The sequence below is a fragment of the Tenacibaculum profundicola genome (assembly GCF_057220795.1).
The window spans coordinates 2,712,871-2,729,088 of the sequence record NZ_CM170137.1 but is presented as its reverse complement, the minus strand read 5'-3'; the positions used below and the strand labels follow the sequence as shown (position 1 = coordinate 2,729,088).

The following is a 16,218-nucleotide window of genomic DNA, read 5'->3' as shown; positions in this document are numbered from 1 at the left end:
TGCTCATTCATTTACCATTTTATTTTACAGTAAATTCAAACAATAACTGGTATAAAACGTATCTCAATGACGTTTCTTATAACACTATTTATTCCATCATTAAGGTTTTTTACCAGAACACTTAGTGTATTCCAGTAGGTAGTACAGCTTTAAACAAACCCTATATCAATAGTGCCTATCTCTTGCTGATCTTTAGTATCTAAATAATTTCGTTTGTGTAATACAGAAGTAACTTATCGGTATGTTTGTGTTTTCCTATAGATCGGAATTTACCATAAACAATTGTGGTAGGTAAATTAACATGAAAAATGGTATTACTTTTTAACAACAAGGTGTGGAAGTAGAAATAGTAATTTTCCAAGTCGGAATTAGTACTAAACAGTATATTAAAAATGGATGACTGTGCTTACAAACTATTTCTGTGAAATTATGTTTATAGCCAACTATACTAGATTATTAAATATATTGCCACTAAGCTTTTTATGTAAGCGTATAGCATATCCATCTGATAATCTTGCTATATAACTACAAATTTGCATGATTCTGTCGTACAAATTATCGTTCTCTTGTTGATATTCTTGTGGTAATAAATTTAATACTAATGCATCGTAATTAGATTGTTGATTGTTATATTTATTGTTAAAAGCAGTAACAAAAACATCTAGTAAATCGGCAATAATCTTATACCCTGCAACCTCCTTTTCTATTACTTCTTTACTCTTGTATATTTTTTCAATACTAATTTTTATAATATCATTTATCTGAGCTTCGTATTTGCATTTATCCAATAAACCCTTATCAAAAGTTCCTTCTAAAATAGACTGTTCATTTGCCAAAAATATATCAACGGCTTCATTAATTAAAACCCCTATCGCTAGTGCTCTCAAATAACTTACTCGGTCTTTTTTGTGCTGTAAAGAATGATACTTTTTACTATCAATAGTTCCTTTTACCAAATTAATCATATACTCTAAAGCATAATCTTCTTCAATTAGTCCCAAATTGATTCCATCTTCAAAATCAATAATAGTATAACAAATATCATCGGCTGCTTCTACCAAATAAGCCAACGGGTGACGATAATACGATATCCCGTTAGATTCCTTTTTTTGTAAGCCTAAATCATGTACTATATCTAAAAAGGCGTCCTTTTCAGACTGAAAGAAACCGTATTTCTTATCGGCAATATGTTTGGTAGGTTTTTTAGGTAAGCTTTCTTTAGGGTACTTTATAAAAGCCCCTAGAGTTGCGTATGACAGGCGTAAACCACCTATTCTTCCTTCTCTACTCTCTGTTAGAATTTTAAGCCCGTTAGCATTTCCCTCAAAATCTATAAGATCTTGGTATTCAGATGCTGTTAACTCTTGTTTATATTGATATCCATTTCCTGTTTTGAAGTATTCGCCAATTGCTTTTTCTCCGGAGTGGCCAAAAGGTGGGTTTCCAATATCATGCATTACTGAAGCTGCGGCAACAATGGCGCCAAAATCATTGAATGTATATCCTAATTCTACTAATTTAGGATGACGTTTTAATAATTCTTTTCCTACTCTTCTACCTAATGTTCTTCCTACCACTGACACTTCTAAACTGTGTGTTAATCGGGTATGTACAAAATCAGTTTTAGATAATGGGATTACTTGTGTCTTATCTTGCAGGCTTCTAAAAGCAGATGAAAATATAATTCGATCAAAGTCTACTTCAAAACCTAAACGGGTTTCATCTTGTTTCGCACGTTCTCTTTTTTGTGTATCTCCATATCGTTTCAAAGACAGTAATTGTTCCCAGTTCATTGTAATCGTTTATATAAACAAAGTTATTTAATCTTTTTATTTTATGTCCTTGAAATTTGAATTATTACTAAGCTCTTATTGACTTCTTACATTTAAAGATTATACGATATTGCAAATGTTGTCAAATACCTATTGTTTTTAAGGATACTTAGTTACAACAGGGCTTGTTGATTAGTGGAGATGTATTAATACCTGCAATCACATGGCTAGCTCTAAGAACAATTGTTTCTATGGCTAGTTTAAACGGTTTCGAAAACTAAAATGACAGACTTATATACTGCACAGCACACTATTTCGCAAAATTGTTATAAGCTCTCTTGGAAGATCTATTTAGTCATAGTTCGTTTAATAATCATTAAAAGGCGCTTATAAGCGCCTTTTAATGCTTTACTTTTTTATTTTTTAAGAACCGCACATTAGACAATCGTCTGGTCCAGCATTTTTTGACTCTTCAATCATTGCTTTTAATTCTTCAGGAGTCATTGATGTATCTTCTTCTATTTTCTGCACATCTTTTTCTACATCTAATGTGAATTGCTTCGCATTAACAGCAGATTTCGTACGTAAATAATACATTCCTGTTTTTAATCCAGATTTCCAAGCATAAAAATGCATTGATGTCAATTTACCATAATCAGGATCTTTCATGAATAAATTTAACGACTGTGACTGGTCGATAAAATAACCTCTATGACGCGCCATGTCAATAATGTCTTTCATACTCATTTCCCAAACAGTTTTATATAACTCTTTTAAGTCTTGAGGTATGGCATCAATATGTTGAATTGATCCATTAGCACGCATAATTTCCTCTTTCATTTTATTATCCCACAAGCCCAATTCTACTAGGTCTTCTAATAAGTGTTTATTTACTACAATAAACTCTCCTGACAGTACTCTACGTGTATAAATGTTAGACGTATAAGGTTCAAAAGCTTCGTTATTTCCTAATATTTGTGATGTAGAAGCCGTTGGCATTGGTGCTACTAATAATGAATTACGTACACCGTGTTTGACAACTTCTTTTCGCAAGGCATTCCAGTCCCATCTTCCACTTAACTCCTCATCTTGAATTCCCCACATATTATGCTGAAACTCTCCTTCCGACATCGGAGATCCTTTAAAGGTAGAATAGGTTCCTTTAGCTTTCGCCATTTCCATAGAAGAGGTCACTGCAGCAAAATATAAGGTTTCAAATATTTCTTGATTTAACTTCTTTGCTTCTTCTCCTGCAAATGGCAAGCGCAGCATAATAAAAGCGTCCGCTAATCCTTGAATTCCTAATCCTACTGGACGATGACGGTAATTAGAATTTTCAGCCTCTTTTACTGGGTAGTAATTTGCATCAATTACGGTATCCAAATTACGAATCACCTTTTTAGTTACTTCAAATAGTTTTTGGTGATCAAAAAATTTAGTTCCACTTTCATCTTGCCCAACAAACATAGGGATTGCTATAGAAGCTAAGTTACATACTGCAACCTCATCTTCGGCAGTATATTCCATAATTTCAGTGCATAAATTTGAGGAACGTATTGTTCCTAAATTCTTTTGGTTTGATTTACGGTTTGCAGCGTCTTTATACAACATGTACGGAGTACCTGTTTCTATTTGAGATTCTAATATTTTTTCCCATAGCTCACGTGCCTTAATAGTTTTTCTTCCCTTACCTGCTTTTTCATAGCCTGTATATAAGCGTTCGAACTCATCTCCATAAGTATCGTACAAATGAGGGCATTCATGTGGGCACATTAAAGTCCATTCTGCATCTTCTTGTACTCTTTCCATAAACAAATCCGACATCCACATCGCATAGAATAAATCACGAGCACGCATTTCTTCTTTACCGTGGTTTTTCTTTAGGTCCAGGAAATCAAAAATATCAGCATGCCATGGCTCTAAATACATAGCAAACGACCCTTTTCTTTTTCCTCCTCCTTGATCTACATAGCGAGCGGTATCATTAAACACACGTAACATCGGTACAATACCGTTTGAGGTGCCGTTTGTTCCGCTAATATAAGATCCTGTAGCACGTATATTATGAATAGAAAGACCAATACCTCCAGCAGATTGTGATATTTTCGCTGTTTGTTTTAAGGTGTCATAAATACCATCAATACTGTCATCCTGCATTTGTAAAAGGAAGCAAGAAGACATTTGAGGCTTTGGTGTTCCTGAATTAAATAATGTTGGCGTTGCATGTGTAAAATACTTTTTGCTCATTAGTTCGTAAGTAGCAATAGCCTCATCAATATCTTCTTTATGGATACCTATCGATACACGCATTAACATTTGTTGAGGTCGCTCAACAATTTGTCCATTTAATTTTAATAAATAAGAACGCTCTAGTGTTTTAAAGCCAAAATAATCATAATTGAAATCACGACTGTAGATAATGGTAGAATCTAATTTATTCGCATTATCCATAATAATTTTATACACATCATCAGCCAATAGCGGCGATTTTTTCTCTGTACGAGGGTTCACATAGTTATACAAATCGGTCATTGTTTCGGAAAATGACTTTTTAGTATTCTTATGTAAATTAGATACGGCAATTCTTGCCGCTAATTTTGCATAATCTGGGTGAGCGATCGTCATAGTTGCAGCAGTTTCCGCAGCTAGGTTATCAAGCTCTGAGGTAGTAACGCCATCGTATAACCCTTCAATTACCCTCATCGCTACTTTAACTGGATCAACAATAGTGTTTAATCCATAACACATCTTTCTAACACGTTCTGTGATTTTATCAAACATCACTGGCTCCTTCCTGCCATCTCTTTTTACTACATACATATTATTTTGGTCTTTTATTAGGTTAATAGGGTCACCAAACAAGCCGCTTTTAGTAACCTTTCGAATAAATAATAAATGGTTTCTTTTGAAACTAGATAATAAGGTTAAAACAACTCTGTTTTAACTATTACATTACTGCATTTAGGGGATGGCTGCAGTATAAAATTCTTTTTTTAAAAATCGGCATCAAAATTGATGCTTCCAGTACCTCCAGATTTAACTCCGGCTTTTTGGTACTCAGAAACCCTCTTTTCGAAAAAGTTTGTTTTTCCTTCCAGAGAGATCATTTCCATAAAATCGAATGGATTCGTGGATTCATAGACCTTTTCACAGTCAAATTCTTGTAGTAATCTATCGGTAACATACTCCAAATACTGTGTCATTAATTTTGCGTTCATTCCTATTAAAGACACTGGTAATGATTCTGTGATAAATTCACGCTCAATATTAAGAGCAGACACGATAATTTCAGTAATTCTTTTTTTAGAAACTTTATTTACTAAATGTTTGTTATGCAAATGAACGGCAAAATCACAGTGCATACCTTCGTCACGAGAAATTAACTCATTTGAAAAAGTTAGCCCTGGCAACAATCCTCTTTTCTTTAACCAGAAAATTGAACAGAAAGAACCTGAGAAGAAAATACCTTCTACAGCTGCGAACGCAATTAGCCTTTCTGCGAAAGAGTCAGAATCAATCCATTTTAATGCCCAGTCTGCTTTCTTTTTAATTGCAGGAAAGACATCAATAGCTTTGAATAAGTTGCTCTTTTCTTCTTCATCTTTTATGTAGGTATCAATTAATAATGAATATGTTTCAGAGTGGATATTCTCCATCATTATTTGAAAACCATAAAAGAACTTCGCTTCAGAATATTGTACTTCATTTACAAAATTTTCTGCTAAGTTTTCATTGACAATACCGTCAGATGCCGCAAAAAAAGCGAGTACGTGTTTTATAAAATAGCGTTCATCATCTGATAACTTGGTATTCCAATCATTTAAATCAGAATGTAAGTCAATTTCCTCTGCAGTCCAAAAACAAGCTTGTTGTTTTTTATACCATTCCCACAGGTCATCATGTTGAATTGGAAAAATTACAAATCTGTCTTTGTTCTCTTGCAAAATTGGTTCAATGCTCGCCATTATATGTACTAATATTTAAACTATTATTTTTAAGTAATAAGGGATAAACAAAGATTGCAATTTTTACTAAAAATAGAAAGTTATACTTATTCACAAATCCCTTGAAGTTTTTAACAAAACGCTTGGTTTTTGTTTTTTTACTCCAAAATCAACTTTTTTTAAAGCGCTCTTATACAGCGAATTAAAAAACCAAACCATGCTTGAACAGTGATTATCACTGAGTTTCTTAAAACGCTTTCCTCTACAAAAAAAGTGATGCGTTTTACATGACTTCCCAACCTTACTTTTTCACTTTTAAAACATCCTCTATAATTTGTTCTATTTGTTTTTTTTGTAGAGCCCCATGTGCCATTTGTGGTTCTTCATTAACTGGGCAGAAAAGCATGGATGGAATACTTCTAATTCCAAAAGCTGCAGAGAGTTCTTGTTCAACTTCCGTATCAACTTTATAGATATTAATCTTTCCTTTGTATTCCTCACTCAAATTTTCTAAAATTGGTATCAACATTTTACAAGGCCCACACCAGTCTGCATAAAAATCAATAATTGCAGGGATTTTACCTTCAAAAGTCCATTCTTTGTTCTTTTCATAATTATAAACCCTTGTAAAAAAGGTTTCTTTTGTCAAGTTTTCTGTCATTATAAAGTTAATTATCTTTTATTTTGTAAAGTTAGTCGTTTTTATCTTTTACAATTACAATACTAATTTATGTTAAAATCCTCTTAAAATGTAATAATTCTGGTGATTTTTCATCTAACTTTGAAGACGCCACATAACAATTTCTAAAAAAATGAAACAATTAATCTTTCCGATACTAATAGCGAGTGCGCTATTTGCGTCATGTAAAAGCACAAACACTAAAGTAAATATTACCGTGAACTACCCAGAAACTCCTAAAAAACCAGTAGTTGATGATTATTTTGGCACAAAAATAACTGATAACTATCGCTGGTTAGAAGATGACCGAAGCAAAGAAACAGAGGCTTGGGTTAAGGCTGAGAATGAAGTTACTTTTGATTATCTAGATAAGATTCCCTATCGTGAGCAACTAAAAGAACGTTTATCAGAGTTATGGAATTACGAAAAAGTTGGTACTCCTTTTATAGAAGGTGACTATACCTATTTTTATAAAAACGACGGGCTTCAAAATCAATATGTGCTATATAGAAAAGACAAAAAAGGCAAAGAAGAAATATTTTTAGACCCAAATACATTTTCAAAAGATGGAACAACCTCATTAGGTGCTGTAAGTTTCACGAAAGATGGTAAAACACTTGCGTATTCTATTTCTGAAGGAGGAAGTGATTGGAGGAAGGTTATCATCATGGATGCCATAACCAAACAAATTAAAGAAGACACTTTGATTGATGTAAAATTCTCTGGAATCTCTTGGAAAGGTAATGAAGGGTTTTATTATTCTAGTTACGACAAACCTAAAGGAAGTGAGCTATCCGCAAAAACAGATCAACACAAATTATACTTCCATAAGCTAGGAACACCTCAAAATACGGATACCGTTGTTTTTGGAGCTACTCCTACAGAAAAACACCGATATGTTGGCGGTTCTTTAACCGAAGATGACAGGTACTTATTGATTTCAGCCTCAACATCAACATCTGGCAACAAGCTTTTTATAAAAGACCTATCAAATCCTAATAGTAAAATAACTCCTATAATCGATAATTATGATAGTGACACTTATGTTATTGATAGTAGAGGAAGCACTTTGTATTTAGTTACCAATTTACATGCTCCAAATAAAAAAGTGGTAACTGTAGATGCAGCGAATCCTACGCCAAAAAACTGGAAAGATTTTATTCCAGAAACGGAAAATGTATTGTCTCCTTCTACTGGAGCAGGGTATTTCTTCGCAGAATATATGGTAGATGCAGTATCTAAGGTTTTACAGTATAATTTTGATGGTAAAATGATCCGTGAAGTTAGATTACCAGGGCTTGGTTCGGTGTATGGTTTTGGAGGAAAAACGGAGGCTAAAGATCTTTATTTTTCTTTTACAAATTACAACACTCCCGGCTCTTCCTACCAATTCAACCCAAAAGACGGTTCATATAAATTATACAGAAAATCATCAATTTCTTTTAACTCTGATGACTACGAAAGCAAACAAGTTTTCTATACTTCTAAAGACGGAACTAGAGTTCCTATGATTATTACCTATAAAAAGGGACTTGAACTAAATGGTAAAAACCCGACTATTTTATATGGCTACGGTGGATTTAATGTAAGTTTAACTCCAAGTTTTAGTATTGCAAATGCTGTTTGGATGGAACAAGGGGGTGTGTATGCTGTACCTAACTTACGTGGTGGTGGTGAATATGGTAAAAAATGGCACGATGCAGGAACACAACTAAAAAAACAAAATGTTTTTGATGATTTTATAGCTGCCGCAAAATACCTAATCGATACTAAATATACTTCTTCTGATTATTTAGCTATAAGTGGAGGTTCAAACGGAGGTTTATTAGTCGGTGCAACCATGACTCAACGTCCAGATTTAATGAAAGTAGCACTTCCTGCTGTTGGTGTATTAGACATGCTTCGTTACCACACTTTCACCGCGGGTGCTGGATGGGCTTATGATTACGGAACTTCTGAACAAAATAAAGAAATGTTCGATTACTTAAAAGGATACTCTCCTGTTCACAATGTAAAACCTAGTGTTTCATATCCAGCCACCATGGTAACAACTGGAGATCATGATGACAGGGTAGTTCCTGCTCACAGCTTTAAATTTGCAGCTGAATTACAAGAAAAGCAAGTAGGTTCTAATCCTGTATTAATTAGAATTGAAATCAACGCAGGGCATGGTGCTGGAACACCCGTTGCAAAAACCATTGAAAAGTATACTGATATTTTTGGGTTTACCCTGTTTAACATGGGATTTGATACCTTGCCAAACCCTATAAAATCAAAAAGTAAATCTTAATCGAAATTTATAAACAACATGAAAACCATTCATAAACTAGTTTTTACCACCGCGGTGGCTTCTTTAGGAGTTATTGCTTGTAAAACTGAAAAACAATCTGAAGAGAAAATTCAGGGGATAGCATTAGAAAATATGGATACATCTGTAAAACCTACAGATGACTTTTTTAGATATGTTAATGGGAATTGGATAGATAAAACTGAAATACCTGATGATCAGACTTCTTGGGGCGGCTTTAATCAACTTCGAAAAAACACAGATACCGATGTACTAGCTATTTTAAACGAAGCTATTGAGGAGGGTAATTTCCCAAAAATTAAAGACAGCAATGGCAACGAAATAGACTCAGACCAAGAAAAAGCGGTAAACTATTATGAAACCATTATGGATACCGTGGCCAGAAACAATGCTGGCAAGAAACCAGTAGAGCCGTTTCTTCAAAAAATTGAAGAGATTAACAACTTAGCTGATGTACAAGCCTTTATTACCAACATGGCGCCTTACGGAGGTGGTGGTTTCTATGGTTTTGGTGTTTTTAACGATTTAAAAAACAGCAAAATGAATGCTGGTTATATGAGCTCAGGAGGGCTCGGGTTGTCAAGAGATTATTATGTTGACGCTAAAGTAAAAGACAAGCTTGAAAAATACCAAGAATTTGTTGCTACTATGCTTCAAGAATTTGGTGATGATGAAGCTACAGCAAAGGAAAAAGCATCTACCATTGTATCTTTTGAAAAAAGTTTAGCTGAACCTATGATGACAAAGGAAGAGCGCAGAGATACCCGTAAAATGTATAACCCTATGTCAATTGAAGAATTGACCAAGTTAGCTCCAACAATTGACTGGGCTGCTCATTTAAATGGAATAGGTGTTAAAGATATTGACAAAGTAATTGTTACTGACCCTGGGTACTTTAAAGCAATGAGTGAAGTTCTTAAAAGTCGCCCTATTGCAGACATTAAATTGGTTTTGCGTTGGAATGCTATTAATAATTCTTTAGGTTCACTATCAACGGATTTAGAGAAAGCTAATTGGGAGTTTTACAGCAAAGAAATGCGCGGTGCTAAAAAACAACGTCCAAGAGATGAGCGCGCTTTAGGGAACCTAAACGGAGCGATAGGAGAAGCCTTAGGTAAGCTATATGTGGAAAAAAAGTTTCCGCCTGAAGCCAAGCAAAAAGCAAGAGAAATGATTGACAATGTATTGTTAGGTTTCGAAAAACGTATTGCTCAATTACCTTGGATGAGTGAAGACACTAAACAAAAAGCATTAGAAAAACTACATAAATTAACGGTTAAGATTGCTTATCCTGACAAGTGGAAAGACTACTCTGCTTTGCAAGTAAAAGGAGTAAATAACGGTGGCACCTATTTTGAAAATGCTATTAATGTTAGCAAATGGAACTTCAACAAAAACATTGCGAAATTAGGAAAAGAGGTAGACAGAAGTGAGTGGGGCATGTCTCCTCAAACTGTGAATGCTTACTTTAACCCAGTAAACAATGAGATTGTTTTTCCTGCTGCAATTTTACAACCTCCATTTTACAATTATAAAGCAGATGAAGCAGTAAACTATGGTGGTATTGGTGCTGTTATTGGTCATGAAATTTCTCATAGTTTTGACGATTCAGGAGCTCGTTTTGATGGCGATGGAAACTTGAAAAACTGGTGGACAGAAGAAGACTCTAAAAAATTTGCTATTGCAGGTAAAAAATTAATTGATCAGTTTAGTACTATTGTTGCGATCGACAGTATGCATTTAAACGGAAAATATACTTTAGGAGAGAATATTGGTGATTTAGGGGGAGTTCAGGCTGCTTATGAAGGATTACAGATTTTCTTAGGAAAGAATGGACGTCCTGAAAAAATTGATGGATATACTCCCGAGCAACGCTTCTTCCTTTCTTGGGGAACCATTTGGAGAACTAAGATGCGTGATGAGGCCTTAAAAAACCGTATTATGACAGACACACATGCACCTGGAATGTACAGAGCTTATATGCCTCTTAAAAACGTTGATGCTTTCTATTCAGCATTTGACGTTAAAGAAGGTGATGCAATGTATTTGAATCCAGAAGATAGAGTTCGTATTTGGTAATCTTTATGTTTTCATAATAAAAAAACCGACGTTTCTGTCGGTTTTTTTTGTTCGTCTTACAAGGTTCTCATTAAGCTTAAAATATCGTATTCGTTTTCCTTATTTTTGCGCCATGTTACAAGTAAATAATATTTCATTTCAGTATACTGAAGCAAAAGAAACCTTACAAAATATTAGTTTTACACTTCAACAAGGAGAACATCTATCAATTATGGGGGAGAGTGGTTGTGGAAAATCTACCTTACTTAAAATTATTTATGGTTTGTTAGATGTGCATGAAGGCTCGATATTTTGGAAAGATACTCCTATAGTTGGCCCCGCTTACCAACTAGTTCCTGGTATGAGTTTTTTTAAATATGTAGCCCAAGATTTCGACTTAATGCCGTATACTTCTGTAAGTGAAAATATTGCTAAATTTTTATCAAGATTTTATCGAAAAGAAACCCAAAAACGCACGTTAGAATTACTTGAAGTTATTGAAATGACCGAATTTGCTGATGAAAAGGTTAAAAATTTAAGTGGTGGGCAACAACAACGTGTTGCTCTTGCAAGAGCCTTGGCCAGAGAACCTGAATTATTATTGTTAGATGAACCCTTCAGTCAAATAGATAATTTTAAAAAGAACTCTTTACGAAGAAAGTTGTTTCAATACCTCAAAGAAAAAAATATAGCCTGTATTATTGCCACGCATGATGGCAACGATACGTTATCATTCGCTGATAAAATGATAGTCATTAGACAGCATCAAGTTCTTGCAATAGGAGCCCCAAAACATTTATATAAAAACCCAAAAGAAAAATACATCGCTTCTCTATTTGATGATGTGAATGAAATTATGATACAACATAAAAAGCATTTCATATATCCTCATCAAATAAAAGTAACCGAAGAAGTCTCTAATTTTAAGGTAAACGTTAACAAGTCTTATTTTAAAGGACATTATTGGTTAATTGAAAGTCTATTAAATAATGAACCATTGTATTTCATTCATCATTCTTCGATCGAAAAAGAGACCGTAGTTTCATTAGAAATCACCAATGATACTTTCTGAAATTTGAGAACATCAATTACACGTTGTTTAATACAAGAGAATTTAGAAAAACTAAATGGCTAAGATGCGTTTGTTCTGTCGAATTCTTATTAGGTTAGAAAACGCCTTCTATATGTATTAGATTTCCATTAAAATGAAACTTTTCTCCTTGTTTTTTACCCAAAAGCAATGCTCCGATAGGAGATGATACGGAAACAGCGAAATAAGCCTCTTTTTCTACTACAATTTTACCAGCTGATATACTCAGGAAATAATTGCCTTTATTTGTTTTAATAACACTGCCTAAACAACTTTTTATTGAGGTACTACTCATTTGTATTTTAGCTAGTGTTTCTTTCATCAACTGAACTCCAATTAATTGCTGACTCGCTTTTTCCATTTCAAGTTGCAACATAGCTCTTCCTGTTTCGTGTTTATCACCAGCAGAGCTTTTTGTTTCGGATAAAAGTGCTTTTTTGTTAGAATTTAGTATCTGCTCAATAGTTTGCAACCGGTTGTTTACAAACATTGTGCATTGTTCAAAGAGGGTTTCTTTTAGTTTCATACTAAATCAGCCAATTCTTTTCCTATTAAACTTCCTATTGCAACTCCCATTCCACCCAAACGAACTCCGCAAAATGAGTTATTTGAAAGTTGTTTTACAATGGCCTTTTTTTGATTTCCAACGCCCATAATACCACTCCATCTATAGTCTATTTCGAATTCCGTTCGTGGTAATATCGTTTCTTGTAAAATTTCTTCTAATGTATCTTGAATTAATGATGTTTGGCTCAAATCGGTAGTTTCTTCCCCTTTCAAATCTAAATGTCTTCCACCACCAAATAAAATTCTATTGTCAATATTTCTAAAATAATAGTACCCTCTATCTAAATGAAATGTTCCCTTAATATCGAGTCCATTAATCGGTTTGGTAATTAATACCTGAGCCCTAGCAGGTTTTACCTCTTCGTTAATGAGTTGTTTCGCAAAACCATTTGTGGCAATAAGTAATTTATTGGTATTAAATTCAATCCTATTGGTTTTAACTTGAACATTTTCTTGTTTTTCTTCAAAACTTTCAACATTCATATTATTAATAATCTTTACACCTAGCGCTTGAACCTTATTCAATAATTCAATGACCATTTTACCCGTGTCTATCTGTCCTTCAAAAACATTAGTGATATAATTATTATGAATATTTTCGAAGTTAAAAATATTGTCATCTACTTTAAATACTGATTCTTTGAATAGGGGTTTCAATAACCTATTTACCTGTTTCTTTTTATCCAAACATTCTTGGTAAAACTCAGTATCTAAAAATAATTCGTACCCATTATTTTGTTGAAAACTGATTTTCTCATCTCCTAAATTACTCCTCAGAAGATGTAGGCCTTCCCATCGTTTCTTAACTAAGTTGAAAACCTCTTCTTCAGAATGACTTTTCAAGTCATCTATAAGTTCAGACAAACTCCCAAAACAAGCAAAACCAGCATTTTTACTACTCGCTCCTTGTGGTAGCATTCCTTTTTCTAATATTAGTATTTTTGATTTTGGATACTTTTTTTTAAGATGTAAGGCGCAATTCAAACCTACTATACCACTGCCTACAATCGTGTAATCAATATTAAAAAACCATTCTTTCAATTCCCAATAACTATAATTCAACATTTTATTATTCATAATAAATTAGTACTTTGGCATATTACTTGAACTCGATAAAATTAAACAAAATAAAATGAAAACAATGAAACTCTTAAGTGTTCTAGTTTTAACTATCGGTTTTACTCAATGTGGAAGCTTACAGTTTGAAAAAAAACCTCCTTTTATTTTAAAAGAAGCTACTTTTACACATATTATTGGAGGGAGACCTGGCACAGGCAGCACCGATCTAATAATTTCTTTTTCTGCTACCAAAAAAATAGCTTTTGAAGAACTATACTTCATGAATAGGAAAGTTAAGGCTGTTGTTGAGACTAAGATGAACAAAAGCTACATAGTTGGCCGATACCATGCCAAAAGCAAAAATAATAAGTACGATTTACAATTACATAGGAATTCGGCAAAAGAATATGGTAATAAACCACCAAAAACAGAAGAAGAATTTCCTTTTAAATTAAAGGAGAACGAAGCTGTTTTAAGCTATAAAGAAGGCGCTAAAATTAAATACGTAAAAATTGAAAACATTAAAAAAGGGAAAAATATTTTTATGCAATAACCCTAGCAGAGAAATAAAAAAAGCCGTTTGAATTAAATTCAAACGGCTTTTTTTATTTATGAATACTTGTTATAGATCGAACTTAATCCCTTGTGCTAGGGGTAAATCTGCTGTATAATTAATTGTATTTGTTTGACGGCGCATATATACTTTCCAAGCATCAGAACCAGACTCACGTCCTCCTCCTGTATCTTTTTCACCACCAAATGCTCCACCAATTTCAGCTCCTGATGTTCCGATATTAACATTTGCTATTCCACAGTCTGAACCTGCTTGTGATAAAAAGTGCTCTGCTTCACGTAAATTATTTGTCATAATTGCTGACGATAACCCTTGAGCCACTCCATTTTGCAACGAAATAGCATTTTCAACACTACCAGAATATTTTAGCAAGTATAAAACTGGTGCAAATGTTTCGTGCTGTACTATTTCAAATTCATTTGAAGCTTCAGCAATTGCAGGTTTAACATAACAACCACTCTCGTATCCTTCTCCTTCTAAAACGGCTCCCTCTACAACAATATTACCTCCTTCAGCAACAACTTTTTCTAATGCTGCTTCGTACATTTCAACCGCATTTTTATCGATTAATGGACCTACATGGTTATTCTCATCTAATGGGTTTCCAATACGTAACTGTTTGTAGGCATCAGTAACTGCTTCTTTTACTTTATCATACACTGATTCATGAATAATTAAACGACGTGTAGATGTACAACGTTGACCAGCTGTTCCTACTGCTCCAAAAACCGCTCCAATTACTGTCATTTTAATATCTGCATCAGGAGTCACTATAATTGCATTATTTCCTCCTAATTCTAACAATGACTTTCCTAAACGTCCTGCCACTTCCTTCGCTACTATTTTACCCATACGAGTTGATCCGGTAGCAGATACTAAAGGAACTCTAGTATCTTTAGAAAGATACTCTCCTACTTTATAGTCACCATTTACCAAACATGAAATTCCTTCTGGTAAATTATTCTCTTTTAATACTTCTGCTATAATATTTTGACAAGCGACTCCACATAATGGTGTTTTTTCCGATGGTTTCCAAACACAAACATCACCACAAATCCAAGCTAAGGCAGTATTCCAAGCCCAAACTGCAACAGGGAAATTAAATGCAGAGATAATACCTACAACTCCTAATGGGTGATATTGCTCATACATTCTGTGTCCTGGTCGCTCTGAGTGCATTGTTAAACCATGTAACTGACGTGACAAACCAACCGCAAAATCACAGATATCTATCATTTCTTGAACTTCACCAAGACCTTCTTGATATGATTTACCCATTTCATAGGAAACCAATTTTCCTAAAGCTTCTTTCTTTTCACGTAATTTCTCACCAAATTGACGTACAATTTCTCCTCTTAGAGGTGCTGGCATTACTTTAAAAGTTTTAAAAGCTTCCGTTGCAGCTTTCATCACTTTTTCATAATCTTCTTTTGTAGAAGCCTTTACTTTACCTATTAATTTACCATCTACTGGAGAATATGACTCTATAATTTCTCCATTTGAAAAATTTACAGAACCTGTTGAAGTTCCTTCGTTAATTTCTTGTAAGCTTAATTCTTTGAACGCTTTATCAATTCCAAAATCAGTCATTTATTTTATAATTTAATTATCGTTGTACTTTTACGGTAACAAAATTACAAATAAAAAGAAGATATAAAATTAAACATAACTAGGTATTTTGTGTTTTTCTATATCTTTGTGTTATAAAAACAACAAAACACTTACTATAAACACACAAAAACCATCTATAAAACAAAAATTGTCTTGTTAATGGTTTCTTTTAAGAAAAAAGTTAGGAAACTCACATAGTGATTTTACCATATAGAACCACTCTCTATTTAGCTTAGATTGACTCATTTTATAATCACCTGAACTCGATGTATCTTACACTCACAGTTAAACTTGATTTTCTTAGACTAGGCATGGTTTTTACGAACTATTAGTAATTCGAAAAATCATAATACTGCATAAGAAAAAACAAAATTAATAGAACAAAGCCTGATAAACAGCAATCTTTACTTAAAAAACTTTTAATTAAAAAGTTAATACCGTTTACAAATTGAAATTACCGTAATAAAACGCCTATTTTCTTTTACAGTAATTTCAATTTGTCAACGATATAACCCGGGCTTTTTTAAACCAAACCTCACTATTACTAAGGCTTCTG

The 16,218-nt window shown here is 33.6% G+C and carries 11 protein-coding genes; 4 read left to right on the top strand and 7 right to left on the bottom strand.

The window, feature by feature from the left end:
- Positions 1 to 443: 443 nt before the first annotated feature.
- The 4 genes from AC2TDS_RS11670 to trxA all read right to left on the bottom strand — a co-directional run bounded on the left by AC2TDS_RS11670 (position 444) and on the right by trxA (position 6,377).
- Complete coding sequence (locus AC2TDS_RS11670; protein ID WP_484735764.1) at positions 444 to 1,793, bottom strand: deoxyguanosinetriphosphate triphosphohydrolase; 1,350 nt, start codon at positions 1,791 to 1,793, stop codon at positions 444 to 446.
- Positions 1,794 to 2,195: 402 nt separating this feature from the next.
- Positions 2,196 to 4,592: a ribonucleoside-diphosphate reductase subunit alpha gene (locus AC2TDS_RS11665; RefSeq protein ID WP_484735763.1), complete on the bottom strand. Its 2,397-nt coding sequence runs from the start codon at positions 4,590 to 4,592 to the stop codon at positions 2,196 to 2,198.
- 173 nt (positions 4,593 to 4,765) lie between these two features.
- Positions 4,766 to 5,737 carry a ribonucleotide-diphosphate reductase subunit beta gene (locus AC2TDS_RS11660; RefSeq protein WP_484735762.1) on the bottom strand — a complete coding sequence of 324 codons (972 nt, stop codon included), beginning with the start codon at positions 5,735 to 5,737 and terminating at the stop codon, positions 4,766 to 4,768.
- 280 nt (positions 5,738 to 6,017) lie between these two features.
- The gene (gene trxA, locus AC2TDS_RS11655; protein ID WP_484735761.1) at positions 6,018 to 6,377 is read right to left on the bottom strand and encodes a thioredoxin; all 360 of its coding nucleotides are present in this window, start codon (positions 6,375 to 6,377) and stop codon (positions 6,018 to 6,020) included.
- Between the two features lie 151 nt (positions 6,378 to 6,528).
- On the opposite strand from trxA, the gene AC2TDS_RS11650 reads away from it, so the two are divergent.
- From AC2TDS_RS11650 to AC2TDS_RS11640, 3 genes are all read left to right on the top strand, one after another.
- Positions 6,529 to 8,685, top strand: coding sequence for a prolyl oligopeptidase family serine peptidase (locus tag AC2TDS_RS11650; RefSeq protein WP_484735760.1), 2,157 nt, complete (start codon positions 6,529 to 6,531; stop codon positions 8,683 to 8,685).
- A gap of 18 nt (positions 8,686 to 8,703) precedes the next feature.
- Entirely contained in the window at positions 8,704 to 10,782 is a 2,079-nt protein-coding gene (locus AC2TDS_RS11645) for a M13 family metallopeptidase (protein ID WP_484735759.1), read from the top strand.
- Positions 10,783 to 10,894: 112 nt separating this feature from the next.
- Positions 10,895 to 11,833, top strand: coding sequence for an ABC transporter ATP-binding protein (locus AC2TDS_RS11640; protein WP_484735758.1), 939 nt, complete (start codon positions 10,895 to 10,897; stop codon positions 11,831 to 11,833).
- Between the two features lie 94 nt (positions 11,834 to 11,927).
- On the opposite strand, the gene AC2TDS_RS11635 is transcribed toward AC2TDS_RS11640, so the two are convergent.
- Positions 11,928 to 12,341, bottom strand: a complete 414-nt coding sequence (locus AC2TDS_RS11635) for a 3-oxoacyl-ACP synthase (RefSeq protein ID WP_484735757.1) — start codon at positions 12,339 to 12,341, stop codon at positions 11,928 to 11,930.
- A 32-nt stretch (positions 12,342 to 12,373) separates the two neighbouring features.
- Positions 12,374 to 13,480: an NAD(P)/FAD-dependent oxidoreductase gene (locus AC2TDS_RS11630; RefSeq protein ID WP_484738940.1), complete on the bottom strand. Its 1,107-nt coding sequence runs from the start codon at positions 13,478 to 13,480 to the stop codon at positions 12,374 to 12,376.
- 70 nt (positions 13,481 to 13,550) lie between these two features.
- Here AC2TDS_RS11630 and AC2TDS_RS11625 point away from each other — a divergent pair, with 70 nt between their 5' ends.
- Positions 13,551 to 14,030: a hypothetical protein gene (locus tag AC2TDS_RS11625; RefSeq protein WP_484735756.1), complete on the top strand. Its 480-nt coding sequence runs from the start codon at positions 13,551 to 13,553 to the stop codon at positions 14,028 to 14,030.
- A 69-nt stretch (positions 14,031 to 14,099) separates the two neighbouring features.
- Here the strand turns inward: AC2TDS_RS11625 and amaB are convergent, their stop codons facing one another.
- Positions 14,100 to 15,641, bottom strand: a complete 1,542-nt coding sequence (amaB, locus tag AC2TDS_RS11620; protein ID WP_484735755.1) for an L-piperidine-6-carboxylate dehydrogenase — start codon at positions 15,639 to 15,641, stop codon at positions 14,100 to 14,102.
- Between the last annotated feature and the right edge of the window lie 577 nt (positions 15,642 to 16,218).

Bases quoted from the DNA above. Each gene is read 5' to 3' on its own strand.
- AC2TDS_RS11670 (WP_484735764.1), bottom strand. From the start codon at position 1,793: ATGAACTGGGAACAATTACTGTCTTTGAAACGATATGGAGATACACAA.
- AC2TDS_RS11665 (WP_484735763.1), bottom strand. From the start codon at position 4,592: ATGTATGTAGTAAAAAGAGATGGCAGGAAGGAGCCAGTGATGTTTGAT.
- AC2TDS_RS11660 (WP_484735762.1), bottom strand. From the start codon at position 5,737: ATGGCGAGCATTGAACCAATTTTGCAAGAGAACAAAGACAGATTTGTA.
- trxA (WP_484735761.1), bottom strand. From the start codon at position 6,377: ATGACAGAAAACTTGACAAAAGAAACCTTTTTTACAAGGGTTTATAAT.
- AC2TDS_RS11650 (WP_484735760.1), top strand. From the start codon at position 6,529: ATGAAACAATTAATCTTTCCGATACTAATAGCGAGTGCGCTATTTGCG.
- AC2TDS_RS11645 (WP_484735759.1), top strand. From the start codon at position 8,704: ATGAAAACCATTCATAAACTAGTTTTTACCACCGCGGTGGCTTCTTTA.
- AC2TDS_RS11640 (WP_484735758.1), top strand. From the start codon at position 10,895: ATGTTACAAGTAAATAATATTTCATTTCAGTATACTGAAGCAAAAGAA.
- AC2TDS_RS11635 (WP_484735757.1), bottom strand. From the start codon at position 12,341: ATGTTTGTAAACAACCGGTTGCAAACTATTGAGCAGATACTAAATTCT.
- AC2TDS_RS11625 (WP_484735756.1), top strand. From the start codon at position 13,551: ATGAAAACAATGAAACTCTTAAGTGTTCTAGTTTTAACTATCGGTTTT.
- amaB (WP_484735755.1), bottom strand. From the start codon at position 15,641: ATGACTGATTTTGGAATTGATAAAGCGTTCAAAGAATTAAGCTTACAA.